Below are 13,878 nucleotides of genomic sequence, written 5' to 3' on the forward strand. Positions count from 1 at the left end.
CAGCGGGCCGGTGCAGTTACCCGTGATCTAGCCCGTCACAGGTCTCGACGTACCTAGACTCCACCGGTGAGCTCGAACGCGGTAGAACACGACACCGTTGCCTCGCGGCAGCTGCTCAAAGTCGCCCTCGACGATCAGATCAAACGTTGCAGGCGCTGCGACGGGCTGAACATCGACGGCGTTACCGCCTCCGCGCCCGGATACGGCTGCTTGACCTCACCGGTTGCGCTGGTCGGGCAGAGTCTGTGCGAGAAGTGTATGGAGACCCAGATCCCGTTCACCGAAGGCAGCGGTGACCTGATCGATGAGGCCATCGCGCTCGCCGGACGCGGCAAGAAGAATCTCTTCATCAGCAACGCGGTGCACTGCCACCCGCCGAAGAACCGCGCGTCTCATCAGCACGAGATCGTCAATTGCTCCCCGTTTCTGCACCGCGAACTGGAGATTGTCCGGCCGCGGCTGGTGATTACGCTGGGCCGTGACGCCGAACGGGTGATGAGGTTCTTCTTCCCGCGGGCGCGGGTTTCGGTGTCGCCGTTCGAGCCTCCGCGGGGACGGCTTCCGAAGGGCGTGCCGTACATCTTCAACGTGAAGCACCCGTCGTGGATCCAGCGCCAACACGACAGCGAACTGGAGGCCGGATATATGGCGAATCTGGCCGCGGCCATCCGGTGGAGTTTCGATCGCGCACGCGGGGATTCAAGGGGGTAGACGTCACGTGGAGTTTCGCTCCGACGATGAGGTTCTCGCGCACGGCTTCCGGTTTCGGCCTGCGTGGTGGACGCCGCGGGTGCCTGAGAGCTGGGGCAACTTCCTCGAACAGCTGCCCGCAGTGCACCGCGGTTACCGCACGATCACGAGGGCCGACCTGCTCGACACCGCAAACAGACACGGCCTGCCGCAGTCGCTGCTCGCTGGTTACGTCTGGGGTACCGGGAGTTCAGCGTTCCTCGTCGGCCGTCGCGCGCGGGTATTCCGGGATAACGACTCTCGCCGCGTGGACGACGCCCTGCAGTCGGTCGCCGAGACGGTGCAGAGAGGCAACACCGTCGACGCTTACATCGCGATGTTGCGAGGGCAGCCGCATTACCTCAAGTACCTCGGCCCGTCGTTCTTCACCAAGTTCCTCTACGCCGCAGACGCCCGTGACCGTCGAACTGGCCGAGCGCTGATCCTGGACCAGTTCGTGGCCGTGGCGTTGAAAGCGGTTGACGGTTGGGATATCTCGCGAAACGGGCCGTGGGATCCATCTACCCATTCGAGGTGGATTGACCACAATCACGGCATCGCAGCTGTCGAGGGTGTCCGAGCGGACGCGGTGGAGATGGCCTACTTCAACGAGGGCCGGAAGATCGCGGCCGCGCACATCAGGTCAGGTGACCGTCCCAGACGCCCTGCGGGGCCGGCCGAGTGATCGACCCAGCATGGACGCCAACTTGTCAGCACCCGTGAATACCTTCACCCCATGGTCCGAAAGTATTCAGGTTCACCGCGGGGTCGCTATGTGCGCGGTGACGTCTGCCCGCACTGCTCCGCGGACGAACCCCGCTCATCTCGGCTCGAAAGTGACATCTTCAGCGTGTTGCAGCTGGTACTAGGGCCTGGAGAACAGGGCGTGCCGGTTCCTGCCGATCAGCGGATTTGGCTCGACATGCTTTTCCGTGGTGGCAACGGCATCCCGATAGGGATCGAGTACGACGGCGCATACTGGCACGCCGGGCGCGAAGTCGCTGATCTCAGAAAGAGCGATCTGCTGATGTCCACCGGCACCGCAGCCATCGTCGTTCGCATCAGGGAGTCACCGTTGACTCCGTTGACTCCCGAGGACGTTGAAGTTCAAGCCAGGGCGTCCGCGCCGGAGATCGCAATCGCCGTCCTACTACATCTCATCCACCTCAGGGTCATCGACGGTGAAGTCAGGACGCGAGTCGCCGCCTTACTCGCCGCAGCTGCGGTGAAGGTGGGCCGGCAACACATATACTGCCGCCAATGCCAACGAATCTTGCTCAACCTGCTGCACTCTGAGAAGTGGCGCGGCGGTGAAGACAGGTCATGGCACCGGATGAACCAGGTAAGCCTTGGGTCCGAACCCCGCTCAAATCCCGAGCCGCCGAATGCCTCAGACACGCGAGTAGCCCCACCAATTGTGCGAGCGACCTCGGCTGGCGGTCTTCGAAGACCGCGGTAGCCCCATCCCGCAGCGGATCTGCGGGACTCGTTGGGGCGCCACAGTTTCCGAGGATCCGCCGATGTCCCGCACCGATGCCCACGCTCCGTTCGCCGTCCGCGTCGCACGCCGTGAAGTCGGCGTCGTTCCTGTCCACCGCTGCGCAGGCAGCGTGTGCGACCTTCCTGACCCTGATCCCGAATGGACCATCAGCCGTACCGGTCGCTGCTACTGGCAGTGGATCTTCACGGGTGTCGAGGTCTGCTCCTGCTGGATGTGCCACTGGCCAAAGCACCGTCAGCCCCACCGAGCTGGACGGGGTGCGCGCCGCGCCGCTCTTCGGGGAGTCGCCCGCGAGTGGAACGGCGGTGAGGCTGAGGCCGGTTGGGGGGTGTGAACTGAGCCAGCGCGGCATCCGGGGGCTGTCGGCACCCGCTTGTAGGCTGCCGCTCATGCCAGGTGGGGACGCTGAGTTCGGCGATGTCTATTGGGTACACAAGGATTCGACCGAGCACCCCGCGCGCGTCGGCAAGCCGGTGCGGCCGATGGCGTGCATGGATGACCGCCGCGACGACACGACGTGGGCCGGTCTCCCGCGAGTTACCAGCGATCCTAAACCCGGCGACAAGCCGAGCCGCGCGATGCCCGAGATCCACGCGACACGCCTCGGTTCCGCAGGATGGTGGACCTCCCGCTACATCCACCCGGTTCACAAGGCCGTCACGGGGCATGCTGGCAAGTGCGAGCACCTGGGAAAGCTGCCCGAGGATGAGGTGGAGGTGGCCCGAGAGGTCTACCGGAATCGGCTGTTCGACTCATGACCTGTACTCTGGCGATTCTTTTTCAGCGACGACCGTGGGAGGTGAGGAGTGAGCGGTGATCGACCGATAGGCGTACCGGCATCTGCGCACGAGCTCTGGGACCGCGGCGTGCAGGGCGATCAGGTCCGCGCCGGCGACCTGTGGATCCTGTCCTGGGAGGGCGAGGTGGCGGGGCTCGCGGTGATCGCCGCCGCGAAGCACGGGTTCGTCTTGGCCTGGCCCGTGACGCTTCCCGGTGAGGTGTCGTTCTCACCAGGCTTGGTGGTGGAGGACTCGCCGCTCGGTGTCTCCGTCACCCTGTGGCCCACCCGGGAGACTGGGATCGGCAACCATCTCCTGGACCGCAGCCTCGGCCGGCTGCTCCCGCCCGACCGGATCCCGCCGATCTCCTTCGCGCTGGACGACGGAGACGACCCCGGACTGGCCTTCGCGCCGGGCTCGGCCCGCGACGCGGAGAACACCGACGCCGACCGGCTGATGGTCGAACACTGGACCGAGCTGTGCTTCAACACCGGCGGCGCCGAGGAAGGGGCATTCCTCGACTCGGAGAAGGTCCGGCAAGCCGGGGGCACCTCGCGGATCGTCGCTGCGGTGCTGGGACTAGCGCTGCCCGAACTGCGAGCGCTGATGGACGGCGTCGTGCCAGTCACCGACGAGCAGCTCACCGCCGTCGCCGAGCGGCTCGGTGTCGACGGCGACTCCCTCGTCGGAGCCGACCCGCTCGCGGACGTCGTCATCGACATCGCCTGGCCGAGCTACAAGCATCTGGTCGTGGCACGGACCGAGGAGACCGGCATCGGGGAAGCCGACATCCGCCGCCTCGCCCGTCGTGAGTTCGCGCTGGCGGCGCGCAACGACAGCGACGCCCTCCGGGAGACCAAGCTGCGCGACGCCATCGGCCGAGCCGGCCGGGACGCCGGGTAGTCCCGTGGACGGGTGGGACGACCTCGCCGTCGGCCTTGATGCCCGAGCGATCGCCGCTCGAATCATTGAGGAGTGCACCACCTTCAACTTCGCGGCGCTGCGCGACAATCCGCTAGGAACGCTGTTGCGAAGTCCGGGGATTGAGGTGGAGATCGAGGACGGCCTCGTCGACACCGGCTGCGGCGGAGGCGGCTACTACCGTCCAACCCCGCCCACAATCCACCTCCACCCGGCCACCTACCGCCGTGACAACTTCACCCTGCTCCACGAGCTCGGCCATCACCTGCAGCAGACGCACGACCAGTGGGGGTTTTCGCTCATCGACATGGTCGACGGGGAGCGGCGCAAAATCGAAGAGCGGGTGTCCGACCAGTTCGCCGCGCAGGTTCTGATGCCCGTGGGTGCGAGCGACCGGCGCGATGCCTCGCTTCATCCGGCGGACCTGATGGCCGGCCTGTACGCCCGGACGGAGGCTTCCCGCCCGGCGACCATGCTGCGCGTGCTCGAGATGCTCCCGGCCGGTTCCCGTTGGATCCTCGCGGTCGCAGATCTCGACGGGGTCGTCACCACATCGGCGACGACCTACGACGACCCTCAGCCGCCGAAGGACTTCGCCCAGGAGGGGTTCAGGCGCATCGCCGCTGAGGCGATGGAGGCCGCCGTGCGGCGGGAGTTCCACGAGGGGATCGAGTACAAGACCGGGTCCGTGCTCGACGGGATGCGGGTGGAGGCGGCGATCGATCATGAGGAGCGGTACGTGTTCCTCGCCCTGAGGCCCACGACCGTGAACGGGGCGGGCACCTGGACCTTCCCTTCGCAGGAGTGCTCCAACCCCGTGTGCGAGAAGACATTCCAGGCGAAGTCGTCCAGCGGCCGCTGCGAGAACTGCCAAGACTTCAAGTGCCCGCACTGCCAGCGCTGCGGGTGTACGGCGCCCGCAGCCCCGACGAAGTGCGGCACGTGCTTCCTGCCATACACACCGGCTGAGATGGCGTCGGGCAAGCACGAGTGCTGGTGACCGAGCCGCGCCGCGGCTGCCGGCGAAAGGCCATCGTGCCTGCTCATTCCCCTGGCGATCGGGCGGTGTCGGTACCAGGATCTAGTCTGCCGTCAAGCACAATGAGGGACGAGCCATCGACTCAGGATGAGATGGGCCACGAGTAGAGGGAGCGCGGCCATATGCCCGACGAAGGCCTGACCAGCATCGATCTGTTCGCCGGTTGCGGTGGTCTGTCCCTGGGTCTGCACAACGCGGGGTGGGATGGTTTGTTCGCGATCGAGCGCGACCCGATGGCGTTCGACACGCTGCGCACGAATCTCGTTGGGGCGGACGCGTCCTACAACGCCTACGCGGAGTGGCCCGACTGGGTGCCTCAGGCCCCCCACGACATCGACACCTTCTTGGGCAACTCGGCGAACAAAAAGCGACTGCGCGGGCTGCGTGGTGCCGTCACGCTCGTCGCCGGCGGGCCCCCATGCCAGGGGTTCTCGGTGGGCGGCGCCCGCAACGGCACAGACGAGCGGAACCACCTGGTCCACCGCCTCCTGGAAGTCGTCGACCTCGTTCGGCCGAAGGTGGCTCTGATCGAGAACGTCGAGGGCATCACCCGCGCTTTCCGATCACGGCCCCGTGAAGATGCCCAGGAGTCAGTGGCAGCCGAGGTTGTGGCAGCGTTCAAGGAGCTCGGCTACGAGGCCGACTTCGGGATAGGCAATGCCAGCGAGTTCGGTGTCCCCCAGGTGCGCCGGCGGGCCATCATCATCGGCGTGCGGAACGACCTGGGGATCTCCCCCTCGGACTTCTTCCGCTACCTGGACAAGGTCCAGGAGGAGCACCTGCTCGCGCACGGACTCCCGACCGATAGGCCCGTGACGGCCGCGGAGGCGCTGGCGGACCTGCACAACCCGGGCGGCCGCGTGCAGTGCCCGGACTCGCCCAAATACGACTCCTCGAAGTACATCAAGGCTGAGGGGCCGTACGCGCGAGCCCTGCGCCGCGGAATCCGCGCCGGATCGATTCCGGACTCCCATCGGTACACGAAGCACGGGGAGCAAATCCTGGACCTGTACTCGACGGCCCACGCAACACAGCCGAAGGGCCGTCTGACGAAAGAGTTCCTGCTGTCCATGGGCACGAAGAAGGACAAGAAGGTGCTCATCGACCCTGACGCACCGGTGTCCACGATCACCACCCACCCGGACGAGTTCATCCACTACGCCGAGCCTCGCAACGTCACCGTTCGGGAGATGGCGCGGCTGCAGTCCTTCCCCGACGACTTCAAGTTCCGGGGCAGGTACACGATCAACGGCCCGCGGCGGAAGTTCGACGTCGCGCGCTGCTCGCAGGTCGGCAACGCGGTGCCGCCCCTGTTCGCGGAGGCGATCGGGCGAGCACTCAGGGGGATGCTGGGTGCCTGACGAAGTCGATGAAGTCACGGTCGAGGACGCCGACACCGACACGGATCAGTCCGACGCCCCTGATTGGGACCTGACGCCGGTCGTCAAGTTCCTAACCGCGCGCTCCGAGACGGCAGCCGAGGCCGCGTGGGTAGATGCGCTCCCAGCCATCAGCGAGGGATTCCCGCCTGCCGCCTGGGGGTACGACCACACCATCAACCCATACGGGCAAGGCGCGCACAGCAACTTGTACAACAACGAGAGCCAGAGCGATTTCAAGAACTGGCTGCAGGACTGCAAGGTATCGGTTGAGGAGTACGCCGACGCTGTCGGCCCGATCCAGTACGTGAGCATCCAGATTCACCTGCTGTCACTTGGACAACGGCTCAGGAACAACAAGGGCTGGCGTGTCCGGATCATGGGGTTTCCGTCGCTCGGAATCATCGCGTGCGGACTTGGGAGCCATTACCAGGGAACTCAGAACCACAACCTGATGGGTGAGGCGTCTGCCCGAATCCGATCGCGTGCACTCGAAGTGCTGAACGGGGAGACGCGAGCTGCGCTCGACGGCTGGCTGTCCGCCACCGCCGAAGACTGGGAGGAGCGCGGGCTGATGGCGAATCCGATCTTAACGATCGGCGACCTCAATATCGGATCGTTCGACGACGGGCGCGGGGCGAAGCTCCGTATGGTCCGAAACACCACGGTGAAGAAGGAGCTCGCGACCTTCTTTGCGATCAAGGGCATGACCGCTCCTGAGTTCCTTCAGGACGGTCCTCACTATCTGGAGACGTTGAGGAGCATCGCGGCCGACCTTGGGAGGTCAGCGTCGCGATGAGCAACCCCTTTACAGACGTCGACTCCTTCGAGGCGCTGCGCGCTGCCGCTATGGGGGACGATGAGGCATTCGAGCGCTACCGGCGCCGGGAAGCGGCGGCTGCCCGCCGGCACGTGTCACACGTGGTCGAGCTGCAGCTCTCCGCTCGCGTCGAGAGGATGATCGAGGTCGCGATCGCCTCGTCGCGCGCGGTGCTACTGGTTGGCCCGCCGGGCACTGGCAAGACCGAGATCCTTGAGCAGGTCATCGACAAGGCGGACAAAGACCCGGCGCGGTTCGGCTTCACCAGCGAGGGCATCGACTGCGCCTGGGTGACGCCCGAGGAGGAGTGGACGTTCGAGAAGCTGGTGCTCGGTGAGACGGTCGTGGACGGCGAGATCCGCAGCGTGGAGGGTGATCTCCTCGTGGCGGTGCGCAATAACCAGTGGCTGGTGCTCGACGAGACGAACCGAGCGGACATGGACCGCGTGCTCGGCGGGGTGCTCACCTGGCTGTCGGGCAAGCGGGTCAAGGTCGGCGTCTGGCGGGGCCCGGACGCGACAGGGGGCAGCGGCGATCAGACGGTCCCCGTGTACCTGGAGTGGACCGATCAGCCGGAGAGTCGGGTCCGACCAGTCGCCACGCCTCCGTCCCTGGAGTACGCGGCGGGTTCAGAGTGGCGTGTACTCGGGACGTACAACGCGGTGGACGCGCAGCGTGTGTTCCGGATGGGACAGGCTCTGAGTAGGCGCTTCAAGCACGTGCCCGTCCCGCCCGCGAGCGCCGACGACTTCCGAGCGATCATCGCGGGCCGCGTCAACGACGAGACGCTGCTCGACTGGCTGACAGACCGGGTCACCCGCCTGTACGCGGCTCACCTCGGGATCGAAGACGCCCAGCTCGGGCCTGGGCTGTTCGTGGACATCCCGGCCTACGTTGAGCACGGCCTGCGGATGCACACGTACGCAGACGCCGGCGGGGATGGCACGACGACCACAGTGTCTGAGGATGAATCCCAGTCCGGCGACGGTGACGGCGAGCCCGCCGAATCCGAGCCGGCGAATGGGGACGAGAAGCTGACACACCCCGCCGATCTGTTGGAAGAGCTCCTCGCAGAGGCGTACCTGGTGTCGGTGGGGAACCTTGTGGCCAAGTACGAGCCGGACCTACTCGACGACCTCTCGGTCGCGATCTCCAGCACCGCCGCTCTGACAGCCGGCAACTGGGCATGGGTGCAGCAGAGCCTGCACGCGATGCGCGCCTGATGGACGACACCGCGCTCTCGGTTCACGAGGGCGGGCTGATGCGGGTGCTCTCCGAGTGGTCGGGTGTCGGCAACCTGTACTCCGCCGTCGCGGCCGCGTCCCCGGCCCCCGTCGAACGGGAGTGGTCACCCGAGGACGTGGAGCGCCGCGCGATGCGGATCCTTCTCCTGCAGTGCAGCCCGATCCTCAGGAGGTGGCCGAAGTCGGCGAGGGAGTGGCAGAACCACCTCCCCACTTTGTCCAACCGCCACCGCTTCTGGTCGGACGTGCCGCAGACCCGTGTGGACTGGGCCAAGACCCGGCGGGCGGGCTGGCCGCCTTCGGCGTTCGCGATCCGCCGCCGTAGGCGCACCACCGATCAGCTGACTCTGAGCGTGCTCGCGTGGACGCTGGGCAAGCTCGACCAGGCGCTGGCCGCCTCGCAGAGCTTGACAGGGCCGCACACGGGGACGCTGATTGAGCAGCTGTCCGAGGATGTGGAAGGCACTCTCGTAAGAACTTTGCCGATCCTCGGCCTGCTCGACGAGGCCGACCAGACGCCGCCCTCGCGCGACGATATCGGCTCGGTACGGGCGTCTGGGTGGCCATGGAATGTGGTCGCCGAGGTCGCGGCCTTCTTCGCGGCGGTGGAGCGCGGCGGGGCGGAGGGTCTCGCGCGAAGGTTGCTGAGACCCGACGGGTTCCCGGAGGCGATCTTCCAGCTGGGCGTGCTCGGCGCGGTGATGATCGCTTGCGAGCGTGCGGGCGCCACGGTCACCAGCCTGCGCCCGATCGGCTACATGACGAGCGGGCCCGTCTACCGCATCGACTTCCCTGGTGGGGAGCCGTGGGACCTGTGGTGTGAGGCCGCGCGCTGCTGGGATGTGTACGGGGTCGCCGACAAGTACCGCGACCTCGCGCGAACACTCTCCTACAGGGGTGGGCAGGCGTTCCAGGCGCGGGACATCGGCTGGATGTTCTCCTGGCGCGTCGCGGAGACCGGGCCCTGGTGCTGGAGTGCAAATATCCCGCCGAGAGCCTCGACCCCGGGTACGTCGCCCAAGGGATGTACCAGGCGGCGTTCTACGCGCATCAGCTCGTGCCAGCTTTCGGCACGGTGTCCGGCCTCGCCGTCGGGCCCACCGATCTTGTGCCCGGTCATGTTGATCTGGCAGGCCGGGGGCTGTCCGGGTCGGGGTGGCGAGCCCAGCGGACCTGGAGGAGCTACTGATGCGGTCTCGACGCCGGTAGCACGGGGGCGCCGCAGGCCATAGGGGTTGCGCCGGCCCAAGGGTGATCGCGCTCGCCGCGTAGCGCTCTGCCCCGAGCCTCTCCTTTGCGCCACACTGGTTCCATGGCTGAGAGCTGGGCATCCAACCCCGCGGCGCGAGCGAGCATGCGCGGGAACCGCAGCAGGGACACCAAACCCGAGCTCGCGGCGGCGGGAAGTTGGTGCACCGCGCGGGCCTTCGCTACCGCGTTGATCGTGCGCCGCTCGACAGCCCACCGCCGGCACCGCGCCGACCTCGTATTCACGCGCGCCGAGGTGGCGGTGTTGCTGTCGACGGCCGCCACTGGCACGGCTGCCCCGAGCACCATCGGCTACCCGCCGTGAACACGGACTACTGGGAGGCGAAGGAGCGGGGCAACCGCGACCGCGACGCCCGGGTGAGCGCCCTGCTCACCGATGCCGGCTGGACAGTGATGCGGTTCTGGAGCACGAGGATCCCGCCGTGGTGGCCGCCGTGATCGTGGATGTGGTCACCGCGGCTCGCACAGGATGAACTTGCTGGGCTACTGGCCTGCGTCCCACGTGAGCACCGCCATCGCCGCCGACGCGAGCTCCTTGCCCGCGTGCAGCATGTCGTCCTCGGTGGGGCCGCGGCCGTCCCACCGGGCCAGCGCGGCGGACAGCTGCTCAACGAGGCGCGCGGGGATCATGCTCCGGATTATCCCGGGGCACGCCCTCTCTCCGCGCCGCGGTTCCTGTCGGGCACAGTGCTTAGCCTTGGAACTGTGAGAATCGAGGGCATCGAATGGACGGCCGTCAGCGTCCGTTCAGACATCGCGGCGGATCCCCAAGCACGACTCCACGCCCTCGGCTTCGTGGGGAAAGTCCCCGTCGCTACTGCCGAGGCGTCCCGCGACTATGTCGACTGGACGACGGGGTCCCCACACGGTCGTCGAGGGCGACGGGGCCCTGGTCGACAACCCACACCGACCGCTTCGTGTTCCCCGTCGTGGGCACCGCTGACGGGGTGCCCGTCTACGCGATCGAGGGCTACGGGCCTTCCAGGTGCAGCGACGGTTTGATCCACCGCGTCAGCTCAGCCGCCGACTCCGCCAGCGTCACGGCTTCAGTCCCCCGCAGTAGCCGGTGCCACTCGCGTTCCCCGGCCAGGTACTCCTCCACGGCGGTCGGCAACTGCGGCCCCGTCAGATCCTCCGCGAACTTATCCACGACGGGTTAGACGCACCTCGGACACCATCGGTTCCACCGAGTTCGTACTCGCTCACCCCGCCGAACAGGTGTCGGTGCAGGTGCAAGTCGTGAGATAGGCTGACGACCAGGTGTGGCCGGTTGGGGGATTGGCATGGCAAACGAACTGAACGTCGACGCGGTCGGCCTACAGGCAGCGGCAACGAGTAGCGAGGCCGTCGCCGCGACTGAACTGAGCGGCGCGCAGGTCTGCGGTTCAGCATCCTGGCAGCCCAGCGGTGCCGGAGTTGATGCGGTCAACGCGGTGTGGGCCTCGGTGCGTCAGCGTCAGGCCGCACGTATCACCGGTCAGGCCGCCGACCTGTCGGTCAGCGGTGCTCGTTACGACACCACCGACGAAGAAGGGCGCGACGCGATCACGGTGACCGTGTGAGCCCTGCGGCGGGCGGTGACGCTGTGTCGCTGACGCGTTCGCAGATCGAGGCGTGGAGCACCACTCACCTGACCGAGGCCGCGACGGACTGGCGTGCAGCGGCCACCCAATCGGAGAACGCGTTCGATCAGCACCGGCAAAACATTGCCTCACCGGGCGGCACCACATGGGAAGGCGATGGCAAGGACGCCGCCCTGGATCGGGCGAGCGCTGATTGTTCGGTCGTGGGCAGCCAGGCCGACGCTCTACGTGAGGCCGCCGACCTGGCCGAGAGCGGTGTCACCGATATCAACGCCGCACACCGCGAGATTGTTGCCGCGATCACGGCCGCCGAAGAGGACGACTTCAATGTCAGTGAAGAGTTGAAGGCCACCGACACTCGCCGCTACGACATCACCACGATCGCCGCCCGGAACAGGGCTCTGGCCGAGCACACCGAGGACATCCGCTGGTACGCCGACCGACTCGTTCAGGCCGATACCGATGTTCGGGAACGGCTGCGGGCGAAAGCGGTTGAGCTGGCGGGGATTAAGTTCGAAGGCGAGGGCGAGGGAGGTGTAAGCCCATCCGACCACGTGAGGCTTGTCGACAACAAGGTCAAGTACGACGCCGACGGCAAAGACCAGCCGGCGAGAAGAAACCTCAGGTTCCGGCGCAGGCGCCTGGTCAGATCGGCCCGTTCGCGGTGCCCAAGTCGGTGGAGGACGCCGCAAAGAAACCGGAGGGCAAACCCGCCGCTACCGGTGATGTCGGGGGCGACCTGCGCGACTTGCTGGGCGCCAACGATCCTGCGACCGCAGGGGCAGAACCGAAGCCCACCGCCGCGCCTCGAGCAGTACGCCCACAGGACGTCGAACAGTTCAAGACCCAGGCTCGGAACCGTTCGCGGCAGCACGGTGTACCGCCCGACCAGATCGAGGCACAGGTCAACGCCATGGTCGCGGACGCGCAGAAGACGAACACCGCGCTTGCGGACTCAGCTGCCCACACGCCGGCGAATCCGGACACCACGCCGGGTCCCGCGCCCGCCGACACCCGCAGCCTCGGAGAGAAGCTCGGGAAGAAGTTCAACAATTTCGTCAACGAGGCTCACGACCAGTTCTACAACCGCCTCTACTCCACGGCGGAAACGTTGCAGAACCTCACCGGCACCGGCGGCGAGGGCCGCCCCCTGGCGTCCTTCAGCCGCGGCAACAGCTCGGGGAAGCGGCCGTCGAAAACCATATGGGCAACCGCTGCATCTACGTGACCCGATGGGGCCGCTGGGGCCGTGGGGCGCGGTCAACGGGGTCGTGGACGACATACCGGAAATGATCGACAACCCCGGCAAGCACGCCGGCGACGTGTTGTTCGACGCAACCGCCATGGCCGCCACGGCACCTCTGGGCGCGGAGGGCTTGCTGGGCAAGTCGATGCTGCCCGAGGTGGGGCGCGCTGGAACGTGGCCTGGTCTCGGAAGGCGGACGCACGCTCGAACACGGGCGGCACCGGCGGTTCCGCACACACCCGACCCGCCCGCAGCGCCTCGCACCGCAGAAGCCCCTCCCGTCCCGCACAGCGCCGAGCCGGTCCCTCCCCGCTGACCGCGGAGCCGCCTCCCGTTCACCACAGTGCGGGGCCACCACCAGTCGGGAACACCATGCGGATGCACCACCTCCGGCCCATCCGCCTGACTCACCGCCAACGGGGCCACTACCACCGCACGGCGAACCGGGTCGTTCGGCTACGACGAGAACGGCGACCGTCTGAGGTATGCGAACAGCAGACCGGACTACGGGGCTGGGCAGGAAGAACAGGTCCTGGAACAACTCCCGCAGCGATCAGCTAACGCGGATCGATGGCGGCCGGGTCGACCTTCCGCAGCCCGGCCCGGGACCGGAATGGGTAGAGCTGCACCCGAACGGTCCGATCGGCGACGACTGGGTTGTCAAGGACGGCCATCGACTCGTCGAGTGGCAGCCCTGTGACCCCCGCGACGGGTTGTGGGACGGTCACGGGAACGGCCGTGAGTACCGAGATCTCCGACAGGCGTACCTGAGCGGAGAAATATCGTTCGAGGAGTATATGCGCGAGTTCCGAGACCCCGACAATTACCTTGTCCAAGACCCGTATCGGAACCGGTCCCACATCGATGAGCAACGATGACCGGCCCCTTGAACGATAGGGTGGCCGAGTGAGCCTGGTCTACGCCGCGCATCGGGGGTCCTGACGCCGAAGGACTTCCTCAAGGAGTACACGCCGGGGGACGCTGCGAAGCTGTTCGGTATCGGTAGGCCACTGCTGTTCCAGTCGGTCGCGAACAAGGACGTCGAGGCGCGGGTGGCGATCACGAATCGACTGCTGGACGATGGCGCTGATCCGTCAATCGCCCCGGATGGTGTCAACGTCCTGCACGTGTTGTTCGATCAGCGAACGCATGACACGGAGTTTGAAGCGCCGATGCTCCGGCGACTTATTGAGTGCGGTGCCGACATCAACTTGGTTTCCAAGCGATCCGGCCCACCCCTCGCGGTTTTGATCCAGCACGGACCGACACCGGGAAGTGAATGCGTCCCGTTCTACGACGTGATCTTCGATCAGCCGAATCTCGACCTGACCCATCCCTACCTACACGATCTCATCTTCAATTCCGTAT

Annotated in this window: 19 protein-coding genes; 16 read left to right on the forward strand and 3 right to left on the reverse strand. The window is 66.7% G+C overall.

Features of this window, described 5'->3' with window-relative positions:
- The first annotated feature begins 66 nt into the window (after window positions 1–66).
- The 11 genes from ACNQVK_RS37420 (at window position 67) to ACNQVK_RS37470 (ending at window position 10,119) form a co-directional block, all read left to right on the forward strand.
- Complete coding sequence (locus ACNQVK_RS37420; RefSeq protein WP_418028064.1) at window positions 67–711, forward strand: uracil-DNA glycosylase family protein; 645 nt, start codon at window positions 67–69, stop codon at window positions 709–711.
- Between the two features lie 79 nt (window positions 712–790).
- On the forward strand, window positions 791–1,414 hold the full coding sequence (locus ACNQVK_RS37425; protein WP_418028063.1) for a hypothetical protein: 624 nt from the start codon (window positions 791–793) through the stop codon (window positions 1,412–1,414).
- A 1,205-nt stretch (window positions 1,415–2,619) separates the two neighbouring features.
- Window positions 2,620–2,988, forward strand: coding sequence for a hypothetical protein (locus tag ACNQVK_RS37430; RefSeq protein WP_377151813.1), 369 nt, complete (start codon window positions 2,620–2,622; stop codon window positions 2,986–2,988).
- Window positions 2,989–3,036: 48 nt separating this feature from the next.
- Window positions 3,037–3,912, forward strand: a complete 876-nt coding sequence (locus ACNQVK_RS37435; RefSeq protein WP_418028062.1) for a hypothetical protein — start codon at window positions 3,037–3,039, stop codon at window positions 3,910–3,912.
- Between the two features lie 4 nt (window positions 3,913–3,916).
- The gene (locus ACNQVK_RS37440) at window positions 3,917–4,930 is read left to right on the forward strand and encodes an ImmA/IrrE family metallo-endopeptidase (RefSeq protein ID WP_418033941.1); all 1,014 of its coding nucleotides are present in this window, start codon (window positions 3,917–3,919) and stop codon (window positions 4,928–4,930) included.
- Window positions 4,931–5,091: 161 nt separating this feature from the next.
- Window positions 5,092–6,330: a DNA cytosine methyltransferase gene (locus tag ACNQVK_RS37445; protein WP_418028060.1), complete on the forward strand. Its 1,239-nt coding sequence runs from the start codon at window positions 5,092–5,094 to the stop codon at window positions 6,328–6,330.
- On the forward strand, window positions 6,323–7,147 hold the full coding sequence (locus ACNQVK_RS37450; RefSeq protein ID WP_418028059.1) for a hypothetical protein: 825 nt from the start codon (window positions 6,323–6,325) through the stop codon (window positions 7,145–7,147). The genes ACNQVK_RS37445 and ACNQVK_RS37450 overlap by 8 nt, the downstream gene beginning before the upstream one ends.
- Window positions 7,144–8,391 carry an AAA family ATPase gene (locus ACNQVK_RS37455; RefSeq protein ID WP_377151823.1) on the forward strand — a complete coding sequence of 416 codons (1,248 nt, stop codon included), beginning with the start codon at window positions 7,144–7,146 and terminating at the stop codon, window positions 8,389–8,391. The genes ACNQVK_RS37450 and ACNQVK_RS37455 overlap by 4 nt, the downstream gene beginning before the upstream one ends.
- Window positions 8,391–9,644 carry a hypothetical protein gene (locus ACNQVK_RS37460; RefSeq protein WP_418033943.1) on the forward strand — a complete coding sequence of 418 codons (1,254 nt, stop codon included), beginning with the start codon at window positions 8,391–8,393 and terminating at the stop codon, window positions 9,642–9,644. Before ACNQVK_RS37455 ends, ACNQVK_RS37460 begins: the two co-directional genes overlap by 1 nt.
- Window positions 9,645–9,724: 80 nt before the next feature.
- The gene (locus ACNQVK_RS37465; protein WP_418033945.1) at window positions 9,725–9,985 is read left to right on the forward strand and encodes a hypothetical protein; all 261 of its coding nucleotides are present in this window, start codon (window positions 9,725–9,727) and stop codon (window positions 9,983–9,985) included.
- A complete protein-coding gene (locus ACNQVK_RS37470; RefSeq protein WP_418033946.1) occupies window positions 9,982–10,119 on the forward strand; it encodes a DUF559 domain-containing protein in 138 nt (45 codons plus the stop codon). Before ACNQVK_RS37465 ends, ACNQVK_RS37470 begins: the two co-directional genes overlap by 4 nt.
- A gap of 45 nt (window positions 10,120–10,164) precedes the next feature.
- Here ACNQVK_RS37470 and ACNQVK_RS37475 read toward each other — a convergent pair whose 3' ends face one another.
- The gene (locus tag ACNQVK_RS37475) at window positions 10,165–10,311 is read right to left on the reverse strand and encodes a hypothetical protein (RefSeq protein ID WP_418033948.1); all 147 of its coding nucleotides are present in this window, start codon (window positions 10,309–10,311) and stop codon (window positions 10,165–10,167) included.
- A gap of 340 nt (window positions 10,312–10,651) precedes the next feature.
- On the reverse strand, window positions 10,652–10,831 hold the full coding sequence (locus ACNQVK_RS37480; RefSeq protein ID WP_418033950.1) for a hypothetical protein: 180 nt from the start codon (window positions 10,829–10,831) through the stop codon (window positions 10,652–10,654).
- A gap of 133 nt (window positions 10,832–10,964) precedes the next feature.
- On the opposite strand from ACNQVK_RS37480, the gene ACNQVK_RS37485 reads away from it, so the two are divergent.
- A complete protein-coding gene (locus tag ACNQVK_RS37485) occupies window positions 10,965–11,243 on the forward strand; it encodes a hypothetical protein (protein WP_418028054.1) in 279 nt (92 codons plus the stop codon).
- A 245-nt stretch (window positions 11,244–11,488) separates the two neighbouring features.
- Here ACNQVK_RS37485 and ACNQVK_RS37490 read toward each other — a convergent pair whose 3' ends face one another.
- Entirely contained in the window at window positions 11,489–11,818 is a 330-nt protein-coding gene (locus ACNQVK_RS37490; RefSeq protein WP_418033952.1) for a hypothetical protein, read from the reverse strand.
- A 122-nt stretch (window positions 11,819–11,940) separates the two neighbouring features.
- On the opposite strand from ACNQVK_RS37490, the gene ACNQVK_RS37495 reads away from it, so the two are divergent.
- The 4 genes from ACNQVK_RS37495 to ACNQVK_RS37510 form a co-directional block, all read left to right on the forward strand.
- Window positions 11,941–12,492 carry a hypothetical protein gene (locus ACNQVK_RS37495; protein WP_418033954.1) on the forward strand — a complete coding sequence of 184 codons (552 nt, stop codon included), beginning with the start codon at window positions 11,941–11,943 and terminating at the stop codon, window positions 12,490–12,492.
- A gap of 4 nt (window positions 12,493–12,496) precedes the next feature.
- Window positions 12,497–12,826, forward strand: coding sequence for a hypothetical protein (locus tag ACNQVK_RS37500; RefSeq protein WP_418033956.1), 330 nt, complete (start codon window positions 12,497–12,499; stop codon window positions 12,824–12,826).
- 169 nt (window positions 12,827–12,995) lie between these two features.
- Window positions 12,996–13,388 carry a GH-E family nuclease gene (locus ACNQVK_RS37505; RefSeq protein ID WP_418033958.1) on the forward strand — a complete coding sequence of 131 codons (393 nt, stop codon included), beginning with the start codon at window positions 12,996–12,998 and terminating at the stop codon, window positions 13,386–13,388.
- Between the two features lie 249 nt (window positions 13,389–13,637).
- A partial coding sequence (locus ACNQVK_RS37510; RefSeq protein ID WP_418033959.1) for a hypothetical protein occupies window positions 13,638–13,878 on the forward strand: 241 nt, incomplete at its 3' end.

Source organism: Mycobacterium sp. 134 (assembly GCF_048282715.1).
GTDB classification, from domain to species: Bacteria; Actinomycetota; Actinomycetes; order Mycobacteriales; family Mycobacteriaceae; genus Mycobacterium; species Mycobacterium septicum.

Coding starts and splice junctions, on each gene's coding strand:
- ACNQVK_RS37430 (WP_377151813.1), top strand. CDS start 2,620: ATGCCAGGTGGGGACGCTGAGTTCGGCGATGTCTATTGGGTACACAAG.
- ACNQVK_RS37445 (WP_418028060.1), top strand. CDS start 5,092: ATGCCCGACGAAGGCCTGACCAGCATCGATCTGTTCGCCGGTTGCGGT.
- ACNQVK_RS37455 (WP_377151823.1), top strand. CDS start 7,144: ATGAGCAACCCCTTTACAGACGTCGACTCCTTCGAGGCGCTGCGCGCT.
- ACNQVK_RS37460 (WP_418033943.1), top strand. CDS start 8,391: ATGGACGACACCGCGCTCTCGGTTCACGAGGGCGGGCTGATGCGGGTG.
- ACNQVK_RS37465 (WP_418033945.1), top strand. CDS start 9,725: ATGGCTGAGAGCTGGGCATCCAACCCCGCGGCGCGAGCGAGCATGCGC.
- ACNQVK_RS37475 (WP_418033948.1), bottom strand. CDS start 10,311: ATGATCCCCGCGCGCCTCGTTGAGCAGCTGTCCGCCGCGCTGGCCCGG.
- ACNQVK_RS37485 (WP_418028054.1), top strand. CDS start 10,965: ATGGCAAACGAACTGAACGTCGACGCGGTCGGCCTACAGGCAGCGGCA.
- ACNQVK_RS37500 (WP_418033956.1), top strand. CDS start 12,497: ATGGGGCCGCTGGGGCCGTGGGGCGCGGTCAACGGGGTCGTGGACGAC.
- ACNQVK_RS37505 (WP_418033958.1), top strand. CDS start 12,996: ATGCGAACAGCAGACCGGACTACGGGGCTGGGCAGGAAGAACAGGTCC.